21 protein-coding genes are annotated in these 23,823 nt (G+C 69.3%); 2 read left to right on the forward strand and 19 right to left on the reverse strand.

Annotation, left to right across the window (positions count from 1 at the left end):
• Positions 1 to 155: 155 nt before the first annotated feature.
• The 14 genes from nuoN to ACT1U9_RS12920 all read right to left on the reverse strand — a co-directional run bounded on the left by nuoN (position 156) and on the right by ACT1U9_RS12920 (position 16,194).
• Positions 156 to 1,811 (reverse strand): NADH-quinone oxidoreductase subunit NuoN, encoded by a 1,656-nt coding sequence (gene nuoN / locus ACT1U9_RS12855; RefSeq protein WP_444538441.1) that lies wholly within the window; start codon positions 1,809 to 1,811, stop codon positions 156 to 158.
• Entirely contained in the window at positions 1,808 to 3,379 is a 1,572-nt protein-coding gene (locus ACT1U9_RS12860) for an NADH-quinone oxidoreductase subunit M (protein ID WP_444538442.1), read from the reverse strand. Before ACT1U9_RS12860 ends, nuoN begins: the two co-directional genes overlap by 4 nt.
• Before the next feature lie 3 nt (positions 3,380 to 3,382).
• Positions 3,383 to 5,266 (reverse strand): NADH-quinone oxidoreductase subunit L, encoded by a 1,884-nt coding sequence (gene nuoL / locus ACT1U9_RS12865; protein WP_444538443.1) that lies wholly within the window; start codon positions 5,264 to 5,266, stop codon positions 3,383 to 3,385.
• 14 nt (positions 5,267 to 5,280) lie between these two features.
• Positions 5,281 to 5,580, reverse strand: coding sequence for an NADH-quinone oxidoreductase subunit NuoK (nuoK, locus tag ACT1U9_RS12870; RefSeq protein ID WP_067163047.1), 300 nt, complete (start codon positions 5,578 to 5,580; stop codon positions 5,281 to 5,283).
• Positions 5,577 to 6,389, reverse strand: a complete 813-nt coding sequence (locus tag ACT1U9_RS12875; RefSeq protein ID WP_444539090.1) for an NADH-quinone oxidoreductase subunit J — start codon at positions 6,387 to 6,389, stop codon at positions 5,577 to 5,579. Before ACT1U9_RS12875 ends, nuoK begins: the two co-directional genes overlap by 4 nt.
• Positions 6,389 to 7,042: an NADH-quinone oxidoreductase subunit NuoI gene (nuoI, locus tag ACT1U9_RS12880; RefSeq protein WP_444538444.1), complete on the reverse strand. Its 654-nt coding sequence runs from the start codon at positions 7,040 to 7,042 to the stop codon at positions 6,389 to 6,391. The genes ACT1U9_RS12875 and nuoI overlap by 1 nt, the downstream gene beginning before the upstream one ends.
• Entirely contained in the window at positions 7,035 to 8,354 is a 1,320-nt protein-coding gene (gene nuoH, locus ACT1U9_RS12885) for an NADH-quinone oxidoreductase subunit NuoH (RefSeq protein ID WP_444539091.1), read from the reverse strand. The genes nuoI and nuoH overlap by 8 nt, the downstream gene beginning before the upstream one ends.
• A gap of 97 nt (positions 8,355 to 8,451) precedes the next feature.
• Entirely contained in the window at positions 8,452 to 10,953 is a 2,502-nt protein-coding gene (locus ACT1U9_RS12890; protein ID WP_444538445.1) for an NADH-quinone oxidoreductase subunit G, read from the reverse strand.
• Positions 10,950 to 12,320 (reverse strand): NADH-quinone oxidoreductase subunit NuoF, encoded by a 1,371-nt coding sequence (nuoF, locus tag ACT1U9_RS12895; protein ID WP_444538446.1) that lies wholly within the window; start codon positions 12,318 to 12,320, stop codon positions 10,950 to 10,952. The genes ACT1U9_RS12890 and nuoF overlap by 4 nt, the downstream gene beginning before the upstream one ends.
• Entirely contained in the window at positions 12,320 to 13,147 is an 828-nt protein-coding gene (gene nuoE, locus ACT1U9_RS12900; RefSeq protein WP_444539092.1) for an NADH-quinone oxidoreductase subunit NuoE, read from the reverse strand. Before nuoE ends, nuoF begins: the two co-directional genes overlap by 1 nt.
• A gap of 26 nt (positions 13,148 to 13,173) precedes the next feature.
• Positions 13,174 to 14,517 carry an NADH-quinone oxidoreductase subunit D gene (locus tag ACT1U9_RS12905; protein ID WP_444538447.1) on the reverse strand — a complete coding sequence of 448 codons (1,344 nt, stop codon included), beginning with the start codon at positions 14,515 to 14,517 and terminating at the stop codon, positions 13,174 to 13,176.
• Complete coding sequence (locus ACT1U9_RS12910) at positions 14,517 to 15,266, reverse strand: NADH-quinone oxidoreductase subunit C (protein WP_444538448.1); 750 nt, start codon at positions 15,264 to 15,266, stop codon at positions 14,517 to 14,519. Before ACT1U9_RS12910 ends, ACT1U9_RS12905 begins: the two co-directional genes overlap by 1 nt.
• Positions 15,263 to 15,817 (reverse strand): NuoB/complex I 20 kDa subunit family protein, encoded by a 555-nt coding sequence (locus tag ACT1U9_RS12915; protein WP_006382209.1) that lies wholly within the window; start codon positions 15,815 to 15,817, stop codon positions 15,263 to 15,265. Before ACT1U9_RS12915 ends, ACT1U9_RS12910 begins: the two co-directional genes overlap by 4 nt.
• A 17-nt stretch (positions 15,818 to 15,834) precedes the next feature.
• Positions 15,835 to 16,194 carry an NADH-quinone oxidoreductase subunit A gene (locus tag ACT1U9_RS12920; RefSeq protein ID WP_007383963.1) on the reverse strand — a complete coding sequence of 120 codons (360 nt, stop codon included), beginning with the start codon at positions 16,192 to 16,194 and terminating at the stop codon, positions 15,835 to 15,837.
• Between the two features lie 829 nt (positions 16,195 to 17,023).
• Between ACT1U9_RS12920 and ACT1U9_RS12925 the strand changes: the two genes are divergently transcribed.
• Positions 17,024 to 17,842: a C40 family peptidase gene (locus ACT1U9_RS12925; protein WP_444538449.1), complete on the forward strand. Its 819-nt coding sequence runs from the start codon at positions 17,024 to 17,026 to the stop codon at positions 17,840 to 17,842.
• Between the two features lie 108 nt (positions 17,843 to 17,950).
• On the opposite strand, the gene ACT1U9_RS12930 is transcribed toward ACT1U9_RS12925, so the two are convergent.
• Positions 17,951 to 19,237, reverse strand: coding sequence for a geranylgeranyl reductase family protein (locus ACT1U9_RS12930; protein ID WP_188276469.1), 1,287 nt, complete (start codon positions 19,235 to 19,237; stop codon positions 17,951 to 17,953).
• A 100-nt stretch (positions 19,238 to 19,337) separates the two neighbouring features.
• On the opposite strand from ACT1U9_RS12930, the gene ACT1U9_RS12935 reads away from it, so the two are divergent.
• Positions 19,338 to 19,865, forward strand: a complete 528-nt coding sequence (locus ACT1U9_RS12935; protein WP_444538450.1) for a GNAT family N-acetyltransferase — start codon at positions 19,338 to 19,340, stop codon at positions 19,863 to 19,865.
• A 241-nt stretch (positions 19,866 to 20,106) separates the two neighbouring features.
• Here the strand turns inward: ACT1U9_RS12935 and ACT1U9_RS12940 are convergent, their stop codons facing one another.
• The 4 genes from ACT1U9_RS12940 to mqnC form a co-directional block, all read right to left on the reverse strand.
• Positions 20,107 to 21,018, reverse strand: coding sequence for a glutaminase (locus tag ACT1U9_RS12940; RefSeq protein ID WP_444538451.1), 912 nt, complete (start codon positions 21,016 to 21,018; stop codon positions 20,107 to 20,109).
• Between the two features lie 21 nt (positions 21,019 to 21,039).
• Complete coding sequence (locus ACT1U9_RS12945) at positions 21,040 to 21,735, reverse strand: demethylmenaquinone methyltransferase (protein ID WP_444538452.1); 696 nt, start codon at positions 21,733 to 21,735, stop codon at positions 21,040 to 21,042.
• Positions 21,736 to 22,014: 279 nt separating this feature from the next.
• Positions 22,015 to 22,554 carry an imidazolonepropionase-like domain-containing protein gene (locus tag ACT1U9_RS12950; RefSeq protein ID WP_444538453.1) on the reverse strand — a complete coding sequence of 180 codons (540 nt, stop codon included), beginning with the start codon at positions 22,552 to 22,554 and terminating at the stop codon, positions 22,015 to 22,017.
• A 7-nt stretch (positions 22,555 to 22,561) separates the two neighbouring features.
• Entirely contained in the window at positions 22,562 to 23,761 is a 1,200-nt protein-coding gene (gene mqnC, locus ACT1U9_RS12955) for a cyclic dehypoxanthinyl futalosine synthase (protein ID WP_361430932.1), read from the reverse strand.
• Positions 23,762 to 23,823: the final 62 nt, after the last annotated feature.

Here is a 23,823-nt window from a genome sequence, read left to right on the forward strand (position 1 = left end):
CCCCCCGCCGCCCTCCTGGCAGATCTCCCTCGTACGGGTACGAAACCGCAGGTCAGAGCGGACAAAAAGTTATCCACAGGGGGTGGGGCGGGGGCGCAGAGCAAGGGCCCCGGCACGACATACGCGCCGGGGCCCCGCCGTACCGATCGAACCGGCTACCGGACGAACACCCCCGCCTGGCTCGCCAGGTCCAGGAAGTACTGCGGCGCCACACCGAGGACCAGCGTCACCGCGACACCGACCCCGATCGCCGTCGTCGTCAGCACCGACGGGACCGCCACCGTCGGCCCGTCCGCCTTCGGCTCGCTGAAGAACATCAGCACGATCACCCGGATGTAGAAGAACGCGGCGACCGCCGACGAGACCACACCGACCACGACCAGCGCGCCCGCGCCGCCCTCCGCCGCCGCCTTGAAGACGGCGAACTTCCCGGAGAACCCGGAGGTCAGCGGGATGCCCGCGAAGGCGAGCAGGAAGACCGCGAACGCCGCCGCCACCAGGGGTGAACGCCGACCCAGGCCCGCCCACTTGGACAGGTGCGTCGCCTCGCCGCCCGCGTCCCGTACCAGCGTGACCACCGCGAACGCGCCGATCGTCACGAACGAGTACGCGCCCAGATAGAACAGCACCGACGAGATGCCGTCCGCGTTGGTCGCGATCACACCGGCCAGGATGAACCCGGCGTGCGCGATCGAGGAGTACGCGAGGAGGCGCTTGATGTCGGTCTGGGTGATGGCGACGACCGCGCCGCCCAGCATCGTGATGATCGCGACGCCCCACATCACCGGCCGCCAGTCCCAGCGCATCCCCGGCAGCACCACGTACAGCAGCCGCAGCAGCGCGCCGAACGCCGCGACCTTGGTGGCGGCCGCCATGAAGCCGGTGACCGGGGTCGGCGCGCCCTGGTAGACGTCGGGCGTCCACATGTGGAACGGCACCGCGCCCACCTTGAACAGCAGCCCCATCAGGATCATCGCGCCGCCGATGAGCAGCAGCGCGTCATTGCCCATGGTGCCCGCGAGCGCCGGGTCCACCGTCTGGACCGTGCCGTCGACGACATCCGCGATCGTCGCGTACTGCACCGATCCCGCGTAGCCGTACAGGAGCGCGATGCCGAACAGCAGGAACGCGGACGAGAACGCGCCGAGCAGGAAGTACTTCACGGCCGCTTCCTGCGACATCAGCCGCTTGCGGCGGGCCAGTGCGCACAGCAGGTACAGCGGAAGCGAGAAGACCTCAAGGGCCACGAAGAGCGTCAGCAGGTCGTTGGCCGCCGGGAAGACCAGCATCCCGGAGATCGCGAAGAGGGCCAGCGGGAAGACCTCGGTGGTCGTGAACCCGGCCTTCACCGCCGCCTTTTCGCTGTCGCTTCCGGGGACGGACGCGGCCTGCGCGGCGAACGAGTCCACCCGGTTGCCGTGCGCCTCGGGGTCCAGGCGGCGCTCGGCGAAGGTGAAGATCGCGACGATCGAGGCGAGGAGAATGGTGCCCTGGAGGAAGAGCGCCGGGCCGTCGACGGCGATCGCACCCATCGCCGCGATGTGCGCCTTGGTCGTGCCGTATCCGCCGGCCGCGAGGGCGACGACCGCGGCGAAGGCGGCTGCCAGCGCGACGACGGAGAGGAACACCTGGACGTAGTAACGGCTCTTGCGGGGGACGAACGCCTCGACGAGGACGCCGAGCACCGCCGCACCGACCACAATGAGCGTGGGCGCCAGCTGCGCGTACTCGATGTGCGGCGTCGGGATCTTGTTCACCTTGCCGTCGGCCGCCGTCGTCCACAGGCTGTGGACAGCTGTTGCTGTGCTCACTGGGCCGCCTCCACCACGGGCTTGGGGTCCTTCTTGTGTACGTCGGACATGGTGTGGCCCACCGCCGGGTTGACGATGTCGGTGAGCGGCTTCGGGTAGACGCCCAGGAAGACCAGGAGCGCGATCAGCGGGGCGACCACCAGGAGTTCACGGACCTTCAGGTCCGGCATGCCCTGCACCTCGGCCTTGACCGGGCCCGTCATCGTCCGCTGGTAGAGGACCAGGACGTACAGCGCGGCCAGCACGATGCCGAGGGTGGCGATGACGCCGATCGCCGGATAGCGGCTGAACGTGCCCACCAGGACCAGGAATTCACTGACGAAGGGCGCGAGCCCCGGCAGCGACAGGGTCGCCAGGCCGCCCACCAGGAAGGTGCCCGCGAGCAGCGGCGCCACCTTCTGCACACCGCCGTAGTCCGAGATGAGGCGCGAGCCGCGGCGCGAGATCAGGAAGCCCGCCACCAGCATCAACGCGGCCGTCGAGATCCCGTGGTTGACCATGTAGAGCGTGGCGCCCGACTGGCCCTGGGTGGTCATCGCGAAGATGCCCATGACGATGAACCCGAAGTGCGAGATCGACGCGTACGCCACCAGGCGCTTGATGTCCCGCTGGCCGACCGCGAGCAGCGCCCCGTAGATGATGCTGATCACCGCCAGCACCAGGATCACCGGCGTCGCCCACTTCGAGGCGTCCGGGAAGAGCTGGAGGCAGAAGCGGAGCATCGCGAAGGTGCCGACCTTGTCGACAACTGCCGTGATCAGTACGGCGACCGGGGCGGTCGCCTCGCCCATCGCGTTCGGCAGCCAGGTGTGCAGCGGCCACAGCGGGGCCTTCACCGCGAAGGCGAAGAAGAAGCCGAGGAACAGCAGCCGCTCGGTGCTGGTCGCCATGTCGAGCGAGCCGTTCGCGCGCGCCGCCGCGATCTCGTCGAGCGAGAACGTCCCGGCCACTACATAGAGGCCGATCACCGCGGCCAGCATGATCAGACCGCCGACCAGGTTGTAGAGCAGGAACTTGACCGCCGCGTACGACCGTTGGGTCGCGGCGGCCTGGTCGCCGTGCTCATGGGCGCGGTCGCCGAAGCCGCCGATGAGGAAGTACATCGGGATCAGCATGGCTTCGAACAAGATGTAGAAGAGGAAGACGTCGGTGGCCTCGAAGGAGAGGATCACCATCGCCTCGACGGCGAGGATCAGGGCGAAGAAGCCCTGGGTCGGGCGCCAACGACTGTTGTGGGTCTCCAGGGGGTCGGCGTCGTGCCAGCCCGCCGCGATGATGAACGGGATCAGCAGCGCGGTGAGCGCGATCAGCGCCACCCCGATGCCGTCCACGCCCAGTTCGTAGCGGACGCCGAAGTCCTTGATCCAGGCGTGCGACTCGGTGAGCTGGTACCGGTCGCCGCCGGGCTCGAACCGTACGAGCTGGGCCGCGCCCAGCGCGAGCGTGCCGACCGAGACCAGCAGCGCCAGCCACTTGGCCGCGGTGCGCCGCTCGGCCGGGACGGCGGCGGTGGCGATCGCGCCGACCGCCGGTAGCGCCGCCGTCGCGGTAAGGAGGGGGAACGACATGACTTACACCGCCCTCATCAGCAGGGTCGCGGCGATGAGCACCGCCGCACCTCCGAACATGGAGACCGCGTAACTGCGGGCGAAGCCGTTCTGCAGCTTGCGCAGCCGGCCCGACAGCCCGCCGACCCCTGCGGCGGTTCCGTTGACCACTCCGTCGACCAGGGTGTGGTCGACGTACACCAGCGAACGCGTCAGGTGCTCGCCGCCGCGGACCAGGACCACATGGTTGAAGTCGTCCTGGAGGAGGTCGCGGCGGGCGGCCCGGGTGAGCAGCGAGCCGCGCGGGGCGACGGCCGGGACCGGCCTCCGCCCGTACTGCGCGTACGCGATGCCGACGCCGATCAGGAGCACCACCGTCGTCGCCGCGGTGACCACGCCGGAGCTGATGGGCGAGTCGCCGTGGGAGAGGCTCGTGACCGGCTCCAGCCACTTCACGAACGACTCGTTGATGCTGAACAGGCCACCGGCGAAGACCGATCCGAAGGCCAGCACGATCATCGGGAGCGTCATGGTGCTCGGCGACTCGTGCGGATGCACCTCGTCCTCGTTCCAGCGCTTCTCACCGAAGAAGGTCATCAGCATCACGCGCGTCATGTAGAACGCGGTGATGGCCGCGCCGAGCAGGGTGACCGCGCCGAGGATCCAGCCCTCGGTGCCGCCCTTGGCGAACGCCGCCTCGATGATCTTGTCCTTGGACCAGAAGCCGGACAGGCCCGGGAAGCCGATGATGGCGAGATAGCCGAGACCGAAGGTCACGAAGGTGACCGGCATGTACTTGCGCAGGCCGCCGTACTTGCGCATGTCGACCTCGTCGTTCATGCCGTGCATCACGGAGCCCGCGCCGAGGAAGAGCCCGGCCTTGAAGAAGCCGTGGGTGACCAGGTGCATGATCGCGAAGGCGTAGCCGATGGGGCCGAGGCCGGTAGCGAGGATCATGTAGCCGATCTGCGACATGGTCGAGCCGGCCAGCGCCTTCTTGATGTCGTCCTTCGCACAACCGACGATCGCACCGAACAGGAGCGTGACCGCGCCGACGATGACCACGACCGTCTGGGTGTTCGGCACCGCGTTGAAGATCACGCCGGAGCGGGTGATGAGGTAGACGCCCGCGGTCACCATCGTCGCCGCGTGGATCAGGGCCGAGACCGGGGTCGGGCCCTCCATCGCATCGCCGAGCCAGGACTGCAGCGGCACCTGCGCCGACTTGCCGCACGCGGCGAGCAGCAGCATCACGCCGACCGCCGTGTTGCGGCCCCAGCCGGTCTCGCCGACCTGGTTGAAGACGGTCGAGAAGGCGAAGGAGCCCCAGGTGGTGAACATGACCATGATGGCGATCGACAGGCCCATGTCGCCGACCCGGTTGACCAGGAACGCCTTCTTGGCGGCCGTCGCCGCGCTCGGCTTGTGCTGCCAGAACCCGATGAGCAGGTAGGACGCCAGACCGACGCCCTCCCAACCGACGTACAGCAGAAGGTAGTTGTCGGCGAGGACCAGCAGCAGCATCGCCGCGAGGAACAGGTTGAGATAGCCGAAGAAGCGGCGGCGGTTCTCGTCGTGCTCCATGTAGCCGACCGAGTACAGGTGGATCAGCGTGCCCACACCCGTGATCAGCAGGACGAACGTCATCGACAGCTGGTCGAGCTGGAAGCCGACGTCGGCCTGGAAGCCCTCCACCGGGACCCAGCTGAACAGGTGCTTGTGCACCGCCCTGTTGTCGGCCGAGCGGCCGAGCATGTCGACGAAGAGCGTGACGCCCAGGCCGAACGACACGGCCGCGAGCAGCGTGCCCAGCCAGTGCCCCACGGCGTCGAGCCGGCGCCCGCCGCACAGCAGTACGGCCGCTCCGAGCAGAGGCGCCGCGATGAGCAGCGCAATCAGGTTGTCCACGATTCAGCGACCCCTTACAGCTTCATCAGGCTGGCGTCGTCGACCGAGGCCGAGTGGCGGGAACGGAAGAGCGACACGATGATCGCGAGCCCGACGACGACCTCCGCGGCGGCGACGACCATCGTGAAGAAGGCGATGATCTGGCCGTCGAGGTTGCCGTGCATCCGGGAGAAGACCACGAACGCGAGGTTGCAGGCGTTGAGCATCAGCTCCACGCACATGAAGACGACGATCGCGTTCCGCCTGATCAGCACCCCGGCCGCGCCGATGGTGAACAACAGGGCGGACAGATACAGGTAGTTGACGGGGTTCACTTCGCGGCCTCCTCTTCCCGGCCCAGACGCTCGGCGGAGCGCTGCTCCAGCGCCTTGAGGTCGTTCAGCGCCTCGCTGGACACATCGCGGATCTGGCCCCGGCCGCGCAGCGTCTGGTTGACGGTGAGCTCGGAGGTCGTGCCGTCGGGCAGCAGGCCCGCGACGTCCACCGCGTTGTGCCGGGCGTAGACGCCGGGGGCGGGCAGCGGCGGCAGGTGCTTGCCCTCGCGCACGCGCTCCTCGGAGCGCTCGCGCTGGGTCTTGGCGCGCTCGGTGCGCTCGCGGTGCGTGAGCACCATCGCGCCGACCGCCGAGGTGATCAGCAGGGCGCCGGTGATTTCGAAGGCGAACACGTACTTGGTGAAGATGAGGGTGGCCAGACCCTCCACGTTGCCGTTCGAGTTGGCCTGGGAGAGGCCGTCGAAGTGCTTCAGGGAGGCGTTGGCGAGGCCCGCGATCAGGAGGACTCCGAAGCCGAGCCCGCAGACCGCGGCCCAGATCCGCTGCCCCTTGATGGTCTCCTTCAGCGAGTCGGCGGCGGTGACACCGACCAGCATGACGACGAAGAGGAAGAGCATCATGATCGCGCCGGTGTAGACGACGACCTGGACGATGCCCAGGAAGTACGCCCCGTTGGCGAGGTAGAAGACCGCCAGGATGATCATGGTCCCGGCCAGCGACAGCGCGCTGTGCACGGCCTTCTTCATCAGTACGGTGCCCAGCGCGCCGATGACGGCGACCGTGCCCAGCACCCAGAACTGGAAGGCCTCCCCGGTGGAGGTGGTCGTGGCGGAGACGGCGAGCTGCATCACGCGTCCACCTCCTCGGGCTGCTCCCCGTTGGCGGGCTCGGCGGGCTGCTCGCCCTTGGAGACGGCGACCTGGCGGACGGTGCCGGGCGCAGCCTCGGTGACCAGGCCCCGGTAGTAGTCGCCCTCCGTCATGCCCGGGTAGATGGCGTGCGGCGAGTCGACCATGCCCTCTTCGAGCCCGGCGAGCAGCTGCTCCTTGGTGTAGATCAGGTTCGCGCGGCTGCTGTCGGCCAGTTCGAACTCGTTGGTCATCGTCAGCGCGCGCGTGGGGCACGCCTCGATGCACAGCCCGCACAGGATGCAGCGGGCGTAGTTGATCTGGTAGACGATGCCGTACCGCTCGCCCGGCGAGTAGCGCTCCTCGTCCTTGTTGTCCGCGCCCTCCACGTAGATCGCGTCGGCGGGGCAGGCCCAGGCGCACAGCTCGCAGCCGACGCATTTCTCCAGGCCGTCCGGGTGCCGGTTCAGCTGGTGGCGCCCGTGGAAGCGGGGGGCCGTGGTCTTCTGCTGTTCCGGGTACTGCTCGGTCAGCCGCTTCTTGAACATGGCCTTGAAGGTCACGCCGAAGCCGGCCACCGGGTTCAGGAACTTGCCCTCGGACGAACCCTCGGGCTCCCCCGAAGTCCCTTCCGGTTCCGATGACTTAGACACCCTCGTCCTCCCTTCCGTCACGGTCACTCTCAGTATCGGACCCACCACTGACAACGAGCTCCCGCTCATGCCTCGGGCGTCGCCTGGGCACCGGTGGGAGGGTCTGTCCGGGCAGTGGCGGCACCGGGAATCCGCCCGCCATCGGGTCGAAGGCGGCGGGCTCCTCCTCCGGTTCCTCGGCCTTGCGGCCCCGGAAGACATCGGCGACCAGGGAGATCAGCAGGACGGCGACGACCGCGCCCCCGACGTACAGCACGATCTTGGAGAAGTCGTGGCCGTCGTTGCGTAGCGCCCGCACGGTCGCGACCAGCATCAGCCAGACGACCGAGACCGGGATGAGGACCTTCCAGCCGAGCTTCATCAGCTGGTCGTAGCGGACGCGGGGCAGCGTGCCGCGCAGCCAGATGAAGAAGAAGAGCAGCAGCTGGACCTTGATGACGAACCAGAGCATCGGCCACCAGCCGTGGTTGGCGCCCTCCCAGAAGGTGGAGATCGGCCACGGGGCCCGCCAGCCGCCCAGGAAGAGAGTGGTCGACACCGCCGAGACGGTGACCATGTTGACGTACTCGGCCAGCATGAACAGCGCGAACTTGATCGACGAGTACTCGGTGTTGAAGCCGCCGACCAGGTCGCCCTCGGACTCCGGCATGTCGAAGGGGGCGCGGTTGGTCTCGCCCACCATCGTGACGACGTAGATGATGAAGGAGACCGGCAGCAGCACGATGTACCAGCGGTCGTGCTGCTGGGCGACGATCTGCGAGGTCGACATCGAGCCCGAGTAGAGGAAGACCGAGGCGAACGCCGCACCCATCGCGATCTCGTAAGAGATCATCTGCGCGCAACTGCGCAGCCCGCCGAGCAGCGGGTACGTCGAGCCGGACGACCAGCCCGCGAGCACGATCCCGTAGATGCCGACCGAGGCGCACGCGAGGATGTAGAGCATCGCGATCGGCAGGTCGGTGAGCTGCATCGTGGTGCGGTGGCCGAAGATCGAGACCTCGTTGCCGGGCGGCCCGAAGGGGATCACGGCGATGGCCATGAAGGCCGGGATCGCGGCGACGATCGGGGCCAGGACGTAGACCACCTTGTCGGCCCGCTTGACGATGACGTCTTCCTTCAGCATCAGTTTGATGCCGTCGGCGAGCGACTGGAGCATGCCCCAAGGCCCGTGCCGGTTGGGGCCGATGCGCAGCTGCATCCAGGCGACGACCTTGCGCTCCCACACGATCGAGAACAGCACGGTCACCATCAGGAACGCGAAGCAGAACACGGCCTTGAGGGCGATGAGCCACCAGGGGTCGCGGCCGAACATCGAGAGGTCCTCGGCCGCGAGGAAGGTCGGGGTCACGCTCGCACCTCCGGTACGTGGACGGCGGCGCCCGGTGCCGCGGGGCGGACGGGGAAGTCGGTCACGGCTGCACCTCCGGTGCGGCGGTGGCGGCGTTCTGCGCCGCCGGGCCGATACGGACGACCTGGCCCGGGACCGCGCCCGTGCCGGCGAGGACGCCGCCGCCGGTCGAGTTGAGCGGCAGCCACACCACCCGGTCGGGCATCTCGGTGACCTTCAGCGGCAGTTGGAGCGCGCCCGCGCTGCCGCTCACCTGAAGGAGGTCGCCGTCCTTGACGCCGGTCTCGGCCGCCGTCGCCGCCGAGAGCCGCGCGACGGCCGCGTGCCGGGTCCCGGCCAGCGCCTCGTCGCCCTCCTGGAGCGTGCCGTGGTCGAGCAGCAGCCGGTGGCCCGCGAGGACCGCCTCGCCGTCGCCGGGCCGGGGCAGGGGCAGGGCCGTTTCCAGCGGTTCGGTGGCGCGCGGCCCGTCCCAGTGGCCCAGTCGCTGCAACTCCGCGCGCGCGGAGCGGTTGTCCGGCAGCGCGAAGTGCACATCCATGGCGTCCGCCAGCATGTGCAGCACGCGCGCGTCGGTGGGCGCCAGGCGCCGGGTCATCTGCTCGGGCTTGAGCGCGGCCTCGAACATCCGCGCCCGGCCTTCCCAGTTGAGGAAGAAGCCGGACTTCTCGGCGACGGCCGCGACCGGGAAGACGACGTCCGCGTGCTCGGTGACCGCGCTCGGGCGCAGTTCGAGGGAGACCACGAACGCCCCGGCGAGCGCTTCACGCGCGCGTGAAGCGTCCGGCAGATCGGCCGGGTCGACGCCCGCGACGAGCAGCGCCCCGAGCTCCCCGGTGGCCGCGGCCTCCACGATCTGGCCGGTGTCCCGCCCGAAGCGGTGCGGGAGTTCGCGTACGCCCCAGACAGCGGCGACCTCTTCACGCGCGCGTGGATCGGTCGCCGGACGTCCGCCCGGCAGCAGCGCCGCGAGGGCGCCCGCCTCGATCGCGCCCCGCTCACCGGCCCGGCGCGGGATCCACGCCAGTTCGGCGCCGGTCGCGGCGGCGGCCCGTACGGCCCCGGTCAGCGCGCCCGGGACCGCCGCGAGGCGTTCGCCGACGACGATGACGGTGCCGGTGGCCCGCAAGGCCTCGGCGGCGGCCGCGCCGTCGCCGTCCAGGCCGACCCCGCCCGCCAGCGCGTCCAGCCACTCGGTCTCGGTGCCGGGGGCGGCGGGCAGCAGCGTGCCGCCCGCCTTCTCCAGGCCCCGGGTGAGGTGGGTGGCGAGCGAGAAGGTGCGCTGGCCGTGCTTGCGCCAGGCCTTGCGCAGTCGCAGGAAGACGCCCGGCGCCTCCTCCTCGGCCTCGAACCCGACGAGCAGCACCGCCGGCGCCTTCTCCAGCGCGGTGTACGTGACGCCCTCGCCGGTGAGATGGCCGCGCCCGGCGACCTTCGCCGCCAGGAAGTCGGCCTCCTCGGCGGAGTGCACGCGCGCGCGGAAGTCGATGTCGTTGGTGTCGAGGGCGATCCGCGCGAACTTGGCGTACGCGTAGGAGTCCTCGACGGTCAGCCGTCCGCCGGTGAGCACCCCGGCACGGCCCCGGGCCGCCATGAGCCCGGCCGCGGCCGCCTCCAGCGCCTCGGGCCAGGAGGCGGGCCTCAGCTCACCGTCGGCCTCGCGGATCAGAGGCGTCGTCAGACGGTCCGGCTGCTGCGCGTAGCGGAATCCGAACCGGCCCTTGTCGCACAGCCATTCCTCGTTGACCTCGGGCTCGTTGGCCGCGAGCCGCCGCATGACCTTGCCGCGCCGGTGGTCGGTACGGGTCGCGCAGCCGCCCGCGCAGTGCTCGCACACCGACGGCGACGACACCAGGTCGAAGGGACGCGAGCGGAACCGGTACGCCGCCGAGGTCAGCGCGCCGACCGGGCAGATCTGGATGGTGTTCCCGGAGAAGTACGACTCGAACGGGTCGCCCTCGCCGGTGCCGACCTGTTGCAGCGCGCCGCGCTCCAGGAGCTCGATCATCGGGTCGCCCGCGATCTGCTCGGAGAACCGGGTGCACCGCGCGCACAGCACGCACCGCTCGCGGTCGAGCAGCACCTGTGTGGAGATGGCCACCGGCTTCTCGTACGTGCGCTTCTTGCCCTCGAAGCGGGTGTCCGGGTCGCCGACCTGCATCGACTGGTTCTGCAGCGGGCACTCGCCGCCCTTGTCGCAGACCGGGCAGTCCAGCGGGTGGTTGATGAGCAGCAGCTCCATCACCCCGCGCTGGGACTTCTCGGCGACCGGTGAGGTCAGCTGCGACTTCACCACCATGCCGTCGGTGCAGGTGATGGTGCAGGACGCCATCGGCTTGCGCTGGCCCTCCACCTCCACGATGCACTGGCGGCAGGCGCCGACCGGGTCGAGCAGCGGGTGGTCGCAGAACCGGGGGATCTCGATGCCGAGCTTCTCGGCGGCCCGGATCACCAACGTGCCCTTGGGGACGCTGATCTCGACGCCGTCGATGGTCAGCGAGACCAGGTCCTCGGGCGGCACCGCCGCCTCTCCGCCGCCGGAGGGAGCGCCAGTGGTCACCGTCATGCGTTCACCTCCGTGGTGCGGTGGGGGCCGTCGGCCCACAGGGTCGACCTGGCCGGGTCGAAGGGGCAGCCCTTGCCGGTGATGTGCTGCTCGTACTCCTCGCGGAAGTACTTGAGCGAGGAGAAGATCGGAGCGGCCGCGCCGTCGCCGAGCGCGCAGAACGACTTGCCGTTGATGTTGTCGGCGATGTCGGTGAGCTTGTCGAGGTCGCCCATCGCGCCCTTGCCGGCCTCGATGTCGCACAGCAACTGCACCAGCCAGTACGTGCCTTCGCGGCACGGCGTGCACTTGCCGCAGGACTCATGGGCGTAGAACTCGGTCCAGCGGGTGACCGCCCGCACCACGCAGGTCGTCTCGTCGAAGCACTGCAGGGCCTTGGTGCCCAGCATCGAGCCGGCGGCGCCGACGCCCTCGTAGTCCAGCGGCACGTCCAGGTGCTCGTCGGTGAACATCGGGGTCGAAGAGCCGCCCGGGGTCCAGAACTTGAGCCGGTGCCCCGGGCGCATCCCGCCGCTCATGTCGAGGAGCTGGCGCAGCGTGATGCCGAGCGGGGCCTCGAACTGGCCGGGATTGGCGACGTGCCCGCTCAGCGAATACAGCGTGAAGCCGGGGGACTTCTCGCTTCCCATCGACTTGAACCAGTCTTTTCCCCGATTGAGAATCGCGGGAACGCTGGCGATGGACTCGACGTTATTGACAACAGTGGGGCACGCGTAGAGACCGGCGACCGCAGGGAAAGGAGGACGCAGCCGGGGCTGACCGCGACGGCCTTCCAAGGAGTCCAGCAGTGCGGTCTCCTCACCACAGATGTACGCGCCCGCGCCCGCGTGCACCGTGATGTCGAGGTCGATTCCGCTGCCGAGGATGTCCTTGCCGAGGTAGCCCGCCGCGTAGGCCTCCCGCACGGCCTCGTGCAGCCTCCGCAGTACGGGGACGACTTCCCCGCGCAGATAGATGAACGCGTGCGACGACCTGATCGCGTAACAGGCGATCACCATGCCCTCGATGAGGCTATGCGGGTTGGCGAACAGGAGCGGGATGTCCTTGCAGGTCCCGGGCTCCGATTCGTCGGCGTTGACAACTAGATAGTGCGGCTTGCCATCGCCCTGCGGGATGAACTGCCACTTCATGCCCGTCGGGAACCCCGCGCCGCCACGGCCGCGCAGACCGGAGTCCTTCACATACGCGATGAGGTCGTCCGGTGACATGGCCAGCGCCTTGCGCAGTCCCTCATAGCCGTCGTGCCGACGGTAGGTCTCCAGGGTCCAGGATTCGGGCTGGTCCCAGAAGGCCGACAGAACGGGTGCCAGCAGCTTTTCGGAGCTGCTTCCGTTCCCGTTCCCACTCAGTTCGGCTGCCAAGGTCATCACTCCCCCTCCTCGTCGACCGGGCCCGCCGGGTGTGCGGGGTCGGACGCAGAGGTCTGGTGCGGTGCGTCGTGCGAGCTCAAGTGCTGGGATCCGGGCTGGGGTTCGTCGCGGGCGCCTTCGCCGCGCGGGCCCTCGCCACGGGGGTGGACGACGCGTGCGTGCGGGGCCTCGCCCCGGGCCAGGCGCAGGCCCACCAGGGAGGCCGGGCCCGCGCCCCCGCTCGCCGCGACGGCGCCGGGGCGCTCGTCGGGGAAGCCGGCCAGGATCCGGGCCGTCTCCTTGTAGGTGCACAGGGGTGCGCCCCGGGTCGGCTCCACCGGCCTGCCCGCGCGCAGGTCGTCGACCAGGCGCTTGGCGGACTCGGGGGTCTGGTTGTCGAAGAACTCCCAGTTGACCATCACCACCGGCGCGAAGTCGCAGGCGGCGTTGCACTCGATGTGTTCGAGGGTGACCTTGCCGTCGGCGGTCGTCTCGTCGTTGCCGACGCCGAGATGACGCTTGAGCTCGTCGAAGATGGCGTCCCCGCCCATCACCGCGCACAGGGTGTTGGTGCAGACGCCGACCTGGTAGTCGCCGGAGGGCTTGCGCCGGTACATCGTGTAGAAGGTGGCGACCGCCGTGACCTCGGCGGTGGTCAGGTCCAGCATCTCGGCGCAGAAGCGCATCCCGGTGCGGGTGACGTGCCCCTCCTCCGACTGCACGAGGTGCAGCAGTGGCAGCAGCGCGGAACGGCTGTCGGGATAGCGGGAGATGACGTCCTTGGCGTCCGCCTCCAGCCGGGCCCGGACGTCGGCCGGGAAGTCGGGCGCGGGCAGCTGGGGCATGCCCAGGCTCGTCGGGGTGCTCTCGGTCACCGGTCGACGCCTCCCATCACGGGGTCGATGGACGCCACGGCCACGATGACGTCGGCGACCTGGCCGCCCTCGCACATCGCCGCCATGGCCTGGAGATTGGTGAAGGACGGGTCGCGGAAGTGGACCCGGTAGGGGCGGGTGCCGCCGTCGCTGACGACATGCACCCCGAGCTCGCCCTTGGGCGACTCGACGGCCGCGTACGCCTGCCCGACGGGGACCCGGAAGCCCTCGGTGACCAGCTTGAAGTGGTGGATCAGGGATTCCATCGAGGTGCCCATGATCTTCTTGATGTGGTCCAGGGAGTTGCCGAGCCCGTCCGGACCGAGCGCGAGCTGGGCGGGCCAGGCGATCTTCTTGTCGGCGACCATGACCGGGCCGGGCTCAAGGCGGTCCAGGCACTGCTCGACGATCCGGAGCGACTGGCGCATCTCCTCCAGGCGGACCAGGAAGCGGCCGTAGGAGTCGCAGGAGTCGGCTGTGGGGACGTCGAAGTCGTAGGTCTCGTAGCCGCAGTACGGGTCGGTGCGGCGCAGGTCGTGCGGCAGGCCCGCGGAGCGCAGGATCGGTCCGGTCGCGCCGAGGGCCATGCAGCCGGTCAGGTCGAGGTAACCGACGTCCTGCATACGGGCCTTGAAGATGGGGTTGCCGGTGGCGAGCTTGTCGTACTCCGGCAGGTTCTTCTTCATGGTCTTCACGAACTCGCGGAGCTGGTCCACCGCGCCCGGGGGCAGGTCCTGGGCGAGTCCGCCCGGCCGGATGAACGCGTGGTTCATCCGCAGACCGGTGATCAGCTCGAAGACATCGAGAATGAGTTCACGATCGCGGAAGCCGTAGATCATGATCGTGGTGGCGCCGAGTTCCATACCGCCGGTGGCGATGCAGACCAGGTGCGAGGAGAGCCGGTTGAGCTCCATCAGCAGGACCCGGAGGACCGAGGCCCGGTCCGGGATCTGGTCGGTGATGCCGAGCAGCTTCTCCACGCCCAGGCAGTACGCCGTCTCGTTGAAGAACGGCGTCAGATAGTCCATGCGCGTGACGAAGGTGGTGCCCTGCGTCCAGGTGCGGAATTCGAGGTTCTTCTCGATGCCGGTGTGCAGGTAGCCGATGCCGCAGCGGGCCTCGGTGACCGTCTCGCCGTCGATCTCCAGGATGAGGCGGAGCACGCCGTGGGTGGAGGGGTGCTGGGGGCCCATGTTGACGACGATGCGCTCGTCGTCGGCGCGGGCCGCGGTCCGTACGACCTCGTCCCAGTCGCCGCCGGTGACCGTATATACAGTCCCCTCGGTGGTCTCGCGGGCCGAGGCGGCCGAAGCGCCGGGAGCTTCGCTGGACGTGTTCATCAGCTGTACGACCTCCGCTGGTCCGGAGCCGGGATCTGGGCGCCCTTGTACTCGACGGGAATGCCGCCGAGGGGGTAGTCCTTGCGCTGCGGGAAGCCCTGCCAGTCGTCCGGCATCATGATCCGGGTGAGGGCGGGGTGGCCGTCGAAGACCAGGCCGAAGAAGTCGTAGGTCTCGCGCTCGTGCCAGTCGTTGGTCGGATAGACCGCGACCAGGGACGGGACGTGCGGGTCACTGTCCGGGGCGGTGACTTCCAGCCGGATCAGCCGGCCGTGGGTGAGCGAGCGCAGATGGTAGACGGCGTGCAGCTCGCGGCCCTTGTCGCCCGGGAAGTGGACGCCGCTGACGCCCGTACAGAGCTCGAAGCGCAGGGCCGGGTCGTCGCGCAGGGTGCGGGCGACCTGGACGAGGTGTTCGCGCGCGATGTGGAAGGTGAGCTCGTCGCGGTCGACGACGGTCTTCTCGATGGCGTTGCCGGGGAGCAGGTCCTGCTCCTCCAGGGCGCCTTCGAGCTCGTCGGCCACCTCGTCGAACCAGCCGCCGTAGGGGCGGGAGGCGGCGCCCGGCAGGGCCACGGTGCGCACCAGGCCGCCGTAGCCGCTGGTGTCGCCGCCGTTGGCCGCGCCGAACATGCCCTTGCGTACGCCGATGACGTCGCCGGTGTCGTCCCGCTGGGCCGGGAGTCCGCCGTTCTGGCCCGGGGTCTCGGGACTGCCCGGCGTCTCGGGGGTCTTGGGAGTGTCGCTCACCGCAGCAGCCCCTTCATCTCGATGGTGGGGAGCGCCTTGAGGGCGGCTTCCTCGGCCTCGCGGGCTGCTTCCTCCGCGTTCACACCGAGCTTGGAGCTCTGGATCTTCTGGTGGAGCTTGAGGATCGCGTCGATCAGCATCTCGGGCCGGGGCGGGCAACCGGGCAAATAGATGTCGACCGGAACAATGTGGTCGACACCCTGCACAATCGCGTAATTGTTGAACATTCCGCCCGACGAGGCGCAAACGCCCATGGAGATGACCCACTTGGGGTTGGGCATCTGGTCGTAGACCTGCCGCAGGACCGGCGCCATCTTCTGGCTGACCCGGCCCGCCACGATCATCAGGTCGGCCTGGCGCGGGGAGCCGCGGAAGACCTCCATGCCGAAGCGGGCCAGGTCGTAGCGGCCCGCTCCGGTCGTCATCATCTCGATGGCACAGCAGGCCAGGCCGAAGGTGGCGGGGAAGACGGACGCCTTGCGCACCCAGCCCGCGGCCTGTTCGACGGTGGTCAGCAGAAACCCGCTCGGCAGTTTCTCTTCGAGTCCCATAGGTGCCCCTCAGCCCCTCAGTCCCATTCCAGGCCGCCGCGCCGCCATACATACGCGTAGGCGACGAAGACGGTGAGCACGAAGAGCAGCATCTCCACGAGCCCGAAAACCCCCAGGGCGTCGAAGGTGACGGCCCAGGGGTAGAGGAAGACGATCTCGATGTCGAAGACGATGAAGAGCATCGCCGTCAGGTAGTACTTGATGGGAAAGCGGCCGCCTCCGGCCGGCGTGGGAGTCGGTTCGATGCCGCACTCGTACGCCTCAAGTTTTGCCCGGTTGTACCTTTTTGGGCCGATAAGCGTGGCCATGACCACGGAGAAGATCGCAAACCCTGCCCCGAGGGCGCCGAGCACGAGGATGGGCGCGTAGGCATTCACGCTCCTCGCTCCTTCCAGTCGTCCTTGACCGTTGGACCGCACAGCGGGCTCCGCTGCCACCCCTCCCGCCACGCGAAGTTCGCGTCGCTACGCGAAGATCGCGCACATGTGAGGCAGTTCACAAGCCCGACTGCACCGCATCCTATGCCCGGTGGTCTGTGATCTGCGACACGGGGTACGTCAACGGCTTTGTGATCTCCACCACCTGACGAAGGATCATGAAGTCGGATGAGCAGTGATCTTCACACCCGAAGCGGCCGAGTGATCACAAGGCGTAGCATCCGCCCTTGTTACCGCTGGTCGCAAGGGGTGCGGCACTATCAAGACATGGGCCCTACAGGCAAATTGGCGATGGACTCGTTCGGGTGGTAAAGGATCGCGGCTCACTCATGCGGGTGAAGTGTTCGCCGGAGGGTGGACCTGTGCACGCGTTCACGAGCTCCGGATCGGACTTCGGATCGAGCTCCGGATCGTCCTGAACCGACTCCCGTCGACCCGAAGCGACAAGACAGGTCGACCGGTTCGCCGCCCCGTTGATCACGGGCCGGTTACGGGACGGCCGAGGGGCGGCTACGAAGTGACCTGCGTCACACGATTCGGTCACTGAATAAACCGGGCTTGGCCAATGGTGTGAACGGATGGTAGGCGGCGGGCAATTCGGACCTTTTATAAAAACCACATGATCACAGCCATGATCGCGCCTGCCCGGATTGCCCGTTACGGCGTCAATAAAGGCGCAGAGGAAGCGGATTCGTCCCTTCCGAGCACAACTGTGGCGCAGCACACGTTTCTTGAAGGGAACCGTGAACCCCTGATAGCGGTTGTCCTCATGTCCCACACCGCTCACATACCCAGCCACCGGAAGCCCCGCCGCAGCGCCTCGAAGATGGCGCTCCGGGCCGGAGTTGCCGGTGGCGTCCTCAGCACCCTCGCGGTGGCCGGCGCCACCGGACCGGCGCAGGCCGCCGAGCCGGTGACCGAGACCATCGAGATGCCCACGCTCACGTCCGGGCTCGCCACCACCGCCGCCGCGTCCGCCGAGGCCACCCAGCAGGTCGCCAACGACCTCCAGCTGCAGGCCCAGCAGAACGCGGCCGCCTCCAGCGCCGCCAAGGTCGCCAAGAAGGCCAAGGCCGACGCGGACGCCAAGGCCGAGGCGGAGAAGCAGGCGAAGGCCGAGGCCGACGCCAAGGCGAAGGCGGACGCCGCCGCGCGCGCCTCCCGCTCCTCCGAGCGCACCACGCTCAGCGCGTCGACCGGTGGCAGCAGCTCCACCGTGTCCTCGTCCGCGACCGGCTCCGCCGCCTCCATCGTGGACTTCGCGCTCGCCCAGGTCGGCAAGGCGTACGTCTCGGGTGCCACGGGCTCCAGCGCGTACGACTGCTCGGGCCTCGTGCAGGCCGCGTACCGCACGGTGGGCGTCGACCTGCCGCGCGTCTCGCAGGACCAGTCGGCCACCGGCCGCCAGGTCTCGCTGTCCAACCTGCAGCCCGGCGACATCCTCTACTGGGGCAGCTCCGGCTCCGCGTACCACGTGGCGATCTACGTGGGCGGCGGCAAGTTCGTGGGCGCGCAGAACTCCTCGACCGGTGTGGTCGAGCGCGGTCTGGACTGGGACCAGCCGACGGGCGCGGTCCGCGTTCTCTGACGCGTAGGCACATAGCAGACAGAAACACACATACAGCCAAGGCCGTCACCCGCTCGGGGAGTGACGGCCTTGGCTGTATGCGTCGGCTGTACGCCGACTGGCGGCGGGTCAGGCCTTCGGGGCCACCTTGGAGAGGCCGTTGATGATGCGGTCCATCGCGTCGCCGCCCGTCGGGTCGGTGAGGTTGGCGAGCATCTTCAGCGTGAACTTCATCAGGACCGGGTGCGTGAGGCCGCGCTGGGTGGCGATCTTCATGACCTTCGGGTTGCCGATGAGCTTCACGAAGGCGCGGCCGAGCGTGTAGTAGCCGCCGTACGTGTCCTTCAGGATCTTCGGGTAGTTGTGCAGGGCCAGTTCGCGCTGGGCGGGGGTCGCGCGGGCGTGCGCCTGGACGATGACGTCGGCCGCGATCTGGCCGGACTCCATGGCGTACGCGATGCCCTCGCCGTTGAACGGGTTGACCAGGCCGCCCGCGTCACCGACGAGCAGCAGGCCCTTGGTGTAGTGCGGCTGGCGGTTGAAGGCCATGGGGAGGGCGGCACCGCGGATGGGGCCGGTCATGTTCTCCTCCGTGTAGCCCCAGTCGGCGGGCATGGAGGCGCACCAGGCCTTCAGCACCTCGCGCCAGTCGAGCTCCTTGAAGGAGGCGGAGGTGTTGAGGACGCCGAGGCCGACGTTGGAGGTGCCGTCGCCCATGCCGAAGATCCAGCCGTAGCCGGGCAGCAGCCGGTCCTCGCCCGGGCCGCGCCGGTCCCACAGCTCCAGCCAGGACTCCAGGTAGTCGTCGTCGTGGCGGGGCGACTCGAAGTACGTCCGTACGGCGACGCCCATCGGGCGGTCCTCGCGGCGGTGCAGGCCCATCGCGAGGGAGAGGCGGGTGGAGTTGCCGTCGGCGGCGACCACGAGCGGGGCGTGGAAGGTGACTTCGGTCTTCTCCTCCCCCAGCTTGGCGTGGACGCCGGTGATACGGCCCGTACGGTCGTCGATGACGGGGCTGCCGACGTTGCAGCGCTCGTACAGCCGCGCGCCCGCCTTCTGGGCCTGGCGGGCCAGCTGCTCGTCGAAGTCGTCGCGCTTGCGGACGAGTCCGTAGTCGGGGTAGCTGGCGAGGTCCGGCCAGTCCAGCTGGAGGCGGACGCCGCCGCCGATGATCCGCAGGCCCTTGTTGCGCAGCCAGCCGGCCTCTTCGGAGATGTCGATGCCCATCGCCACCAGCTGCTTGGTGGCGCGCGGGGTGAGCCCGTCGCCGCACACCTTCTCGCGCGGGAAGGCGGTCTTCTCCAGCAGCAGTACGTCGAGTCCGGCCTTGGCCAGGTAGTACGCGGTGGTCGACCCGGCGGGGCCGGCCCCGACGACGATCACATCCGCGGTGTGTTCGGAGAGGGGCTCGGTCACAGCGGGTTCTCCCGAAGACTCGATTTTGCGTGCCGGAATGCACAGGACATGTGCAGTCTATGGGGGGCTGTTGATCGACATCGCGAAGGGTTGCCACGCCATGAGCTCCACCGAGTCCAGTGAAGAGACGTCCCTGCCCGTCGTACGGCTGCGGGTGCCGACCGAGGAGGACGCGTACGCGTGGCACGAGGTGTTCGACGATCCGGAGGTCATGGAGTTCCACGGGGGCGCGTCCGCGGAGCTGTCGGTGTACGCGGAGCTGACGGCGCGGCAGCGCAAGCACGACGCGGAGCGGGGGTTCTGCCTGTGGACCCTCCTGGGCGAGGACGACGAGGTCCTCGGCTTCACCGGGGCGCAGCCGTGGCCGCATCCCTGGGGCCCCGTGGGGGAGGTGGAGATCGGGTGGCGGCTCGCCCGTTCGGCGTGGGGCCGGGGTTACGCGACGGCGGCGGCGCGCGTCGCCATCGACCGGGTGCGTGCCGCCGGGGTCGACCATGTCGTGGCGATGGTCGACGCCCGGAACGCGCGGTCCGTTGCCGTGACGCGGCGGTTGGGGATGACGCTGGCGGAGACGTTCACGACGCCGGTGTCTCAGCGGACGGGGTATTGCTTCCAGCTGTCGCTGTGACGCCGGCTTTTGGCTGCGCGATTCGTCTGCGGGCCGGTGGCGGGCTGGTCGCGCAGTTCCCCGCGCCCCTAAACGTCCGGAGGTGAGCGTCTTTCGGCCAAGTTGGGCCGCGGGGCAACTGCGTCCAACTCCTGAGCCCCCCCACCCCCCTGAGGGGCGCGGGGAACTGCGCGAGCGGCCCAGAACGGTCCGCAGGCGAACGGGATCCCTCGGAGAGTTTCGGGAAGGGGCGGGGTGGGGGTCAGAACACCGACAAGCCCGTCAGGGTCGTGAAGCGGTCCAGGGCCGCGACGCCCGCCACCGAGTTCCCCCGAGCATCCAGCCCCGGGCACCACACGCACAGCGTGCAGTGGCCCGGGACGACGGCGACGATGCCGCCGCCGACGCCGCTCTTGCCGGGCAGGCCCACCCGGTACGCGAAGTCACCCGCCGCGTCATACGTCCCGCACGTCATCATCACCGCATTGATCTGCTTCGCCTCGCTACGGGTGAGCAGCCGGGACCCGTCCGCGCGCAGACCGTGGCGGGCCAGGAAGCGCGCCGCGAGCGCCAGATCCTCGCAGCTCATCTCGATCGCGCACTGCCAGAAGTAGTGGTCGAGGAGCGTGGGAACGTCGTTGGCGATGTTGCCGTACGACGCCATGAAGTGCGCGAGGGCCGCGTTGCGGTCACCGTGCGCCGACTCGGACTCGGCGACGTCCGCGTCGAAGGCGAGGTCCGGGTTGCCGGTCTCCTCCTTCAGGAACTCCAGGATCTCGCTGCTGGCGTCACCCGTGAGCGTCTGGAGCCGGTCGGTGACGACGAGCGCGCCCGCGTTGATGAACGGATTGCGCGGAATGCCGTTCTCGTACTCCAGTTGTACGAGGGAGTTGAACGGGTTGCCCGACGGCTCGCGGCCGACGTGCTCCCACAGGCTGTCGCCGCCGCGCGCGAGCGCGAGGGCGAGCGTGAAGACCTTGGTGATCGACTGCGCGGAGAACGGCCGCTGCCAGTCCCCCACTCCGTACACCTTGCCGTCGAGGTCGGCGACGGCCATGCCGAAGCGGGACGGGTCGACGTCCGCGAGGGCGGGGATGTACGCGGCGGGGGTGCCGCTGCCGATGAGCGGCGCGACGTCGTCCGCGATCCGCTCAAGGACGGCCTGGTAGTCCACGGTGATGTGCTGCCCGACCGGTTACTGGGGCTTGTAGCCGCGGTGCAGGGCCACGACGCCGCCGGTCAGGTTGCGCCAGGCGACCTTCGACCAGCCGGCCCGCTGGAGCTTCGCGGCGAGCGCGGGCTGGTCGGGCCAGGCGCGGATGGACTCGGCGAGATAGACGTACGCGTCGGGGTTGGACGAGACGGCCGTCGCCACCGGGGGCAGCGCGCGCATCAGGTACTCGGTGTAGACCGTACGGAACGGCTTCCAGGTCGGCTGCGAGAACTCGCAGATGACGACGCGGCCGCCGGGGCGGGTGACGCGGAAGAGCTCGCGCAGGGCGGCGTCGGTGTCCTGCACGTTGCGCAGGCCGAAGGAGATGGTGACGGCGTCGAAGGTGTCGTCCTTGAACGGCAGCTTCGTGGCGTCGCCGGCGGTCAGCGGCAGGTGCGGGTGGCGCGCCTTGCCGACCTTCAGCATCCCGATGGAGAAGTCGCACGGGACGACGTACGCGCCGGTCGCGGCGAACGGGAGGGAGGACGTGGCCGTGCCCGCGGCGAGGTCGAGGACCTTCTGCGCCGGGCGCGCGTCGACCGCCTTCGCGACCTCCTTGCGCCACAGGCGGGCCTGGCCGAGGGAGAGCACGTCGTTGGTGAGGTCGTAGTTCGCGGCGACGTCGTCGAACATCGAGGCGACTTCGTGCGGCTGCTTGTCCAGGGATGCGCGGGTCACCCCCACATTGTGCCCCCGGGTCTCCGCCCCGCCGCCCACGCCCCCCGTGTTGCCCGGGGGCGACCCGTTTCGCCTGCGGCGGGCGTCCCCCACCCCACCCCTTCCCGAAACTCTCCGAGGGAGCTCTTTGGCTGCGGATCGTGCTGGGTTGCTCGCGCCCCTTAAATGCGCCCGGAGGGCGCTCCTAGGGGCGCGGGGAACTGCGCGAGCGGCCCCCACCCACCCGCAGACGAACGACAACCGCCGGAGGCTTTCGGGAAGGGGCGGGGTGGGGCTCGATCAGCGGGAGCGATACACCAGCCGACCATCCAGCACCGTCACCACGCACACATCCCCGTCGAACACCGCGAACCGGGCCGCCCCGCCCACCCGCAGCGGCGGCAACGCCGCACCCGCACCCAGGGACGGCGTCCCGGACGGAACAGGCCCGGGCACCACCCCCAGCCCCGACCGCCGCACCGCCTCCACCACCACCCGCGACCGCAACTCCCCCGAAACCGCCACCACTCCATGCGCCAGCAGCCGCTGCACCCCCCGCCGCGCACTCCCGCCCCGACGCGCCTCGTCGACCGGGAAGGAAGGGTCGAGGATCGGCTCCGTGCCCAGCGAGGAAGCCTCGCGCGGGTCCGGGTGATACGCCCGCTCCAGCAGCTCCGAACCGTACGGATTGACCAGGCCGGGCACCAGCACCCCCGGCCACCGCCGCACCCGCGCAGCGGGATACGCGGCCGCCAGCTCCGAGTACGGCCCGATCGCCACCACCACCGCACCCTCGACCACCACGGCGTCCCCCACCGAAGGGGCGTGAATCGTCAGCACAGGAACGCTAGTTGGAGGCCAGGAGCTTCAGCTCGGGGTGCGCCGTCCCGCCCTCGATCGCCGTCGAGGAGATGTGGGACATGACCCGCTCGTCGACCGGGTCGTTCGCCGGGTCGTCGTGGACCAGCAGGTGCTCGTACGTCGTCGCCCGCTGCGCGGGCACCCGCCCCGCCTTGCGGATCAGCTCGATGATCTCCATACGGTTGGAGCGGTGCTTGGCGCCCGCCGAGGAGACGACGTTCTCCTCCAGCATGATCGAGCCCAGGTCGTCCGCGCCGTAGTGCAGCGACAGCTGGCCCGCCTCCTTGCCGACGGTCAGCCAGGAGCCCTGGATGTGGGCGACGTTGTCGAGGAAGAGCCGCGCGATCGAGATCATCCGCAGGTACTCGAAGACGCTCGCCTGCGTACGGCCCTTGAGGTGGTTGTTCTCGGGCTGGTACGTGTACGGGATGAAGGCCCGGAAGCCGCCCGTCCGGTCCTGTACGTCACGGATCATCCGTAGGTGCTCGATGCGCTCGGCGTTCGTCTCGCCGGTGCCCATCAGCATCGTGGAGGTCGATTCGACGCCGAGGCCGTGCGCCGTCTCCATGATCTCCAGCCAGCGCTCACCGCTCTCCTTGAGCGGCGCGATCGCCTTGCGCGGCCGCTCGGGCAGCAGCTCGGCGCCCGCGCCCGCGAAGGAGTCGAGACCGGCCGCGTGGATACGGGTGATGGCCTCCTCGACCGACACCCCGGAGATGCGGGCCATGTGCTCGACCTCGGACGCGCCGAGGGAGTGGATGACCAGCTGCGGGAAGGCCTGCTTGATGGCGCTGAAGTGCTTCTCGTAGTACTCGACGCCGTAGTCCGGGTGGTGGCCGCCCTGGAACATGATCTGGGTGCCGCCCAGTTCGACGGTCTCCGCGCAGCGGCGCAGGATGTCGTCGAGGTCGCGCGTCCAGCCCTTCTTGGTGTCCTTGGGGGCCGCGTAGAAGGCACAGAACTTGCACGCCGTGACGCACACGTTGGTGTAGTTGATGTTGCGCTCGATGATGTACGTCGCGATGTGCTCGGTCCCGGCGTACCGGCGGCGGCGCACCGCGTCGGCGGCCGCGCCCAGCGCGTGCAGCGGGGCGGAGCGGTAGAGGTCGAGGGCCTCTTCGGGGGTGATGCGTCCACCCGCCGCGGCACGGTCGAGGACGGACTGAAGCTCGGCCTTCTCAGTCACCGGAGTGTCCCTTTCGGCGGGGTTCGGACGGACCGCGCCAGCCTACGCCAGCACGCCGACAC

It is taken from the genome of Streptomyces sp. BR1, from assembly GCF_052373795.1.
In the GTDB taxonomy this organism is placed as follows: Bacteria; Actinomycetota; Actinomycetes; order Streptomycetales; family Streptomycetaceae; genus Streptomyces.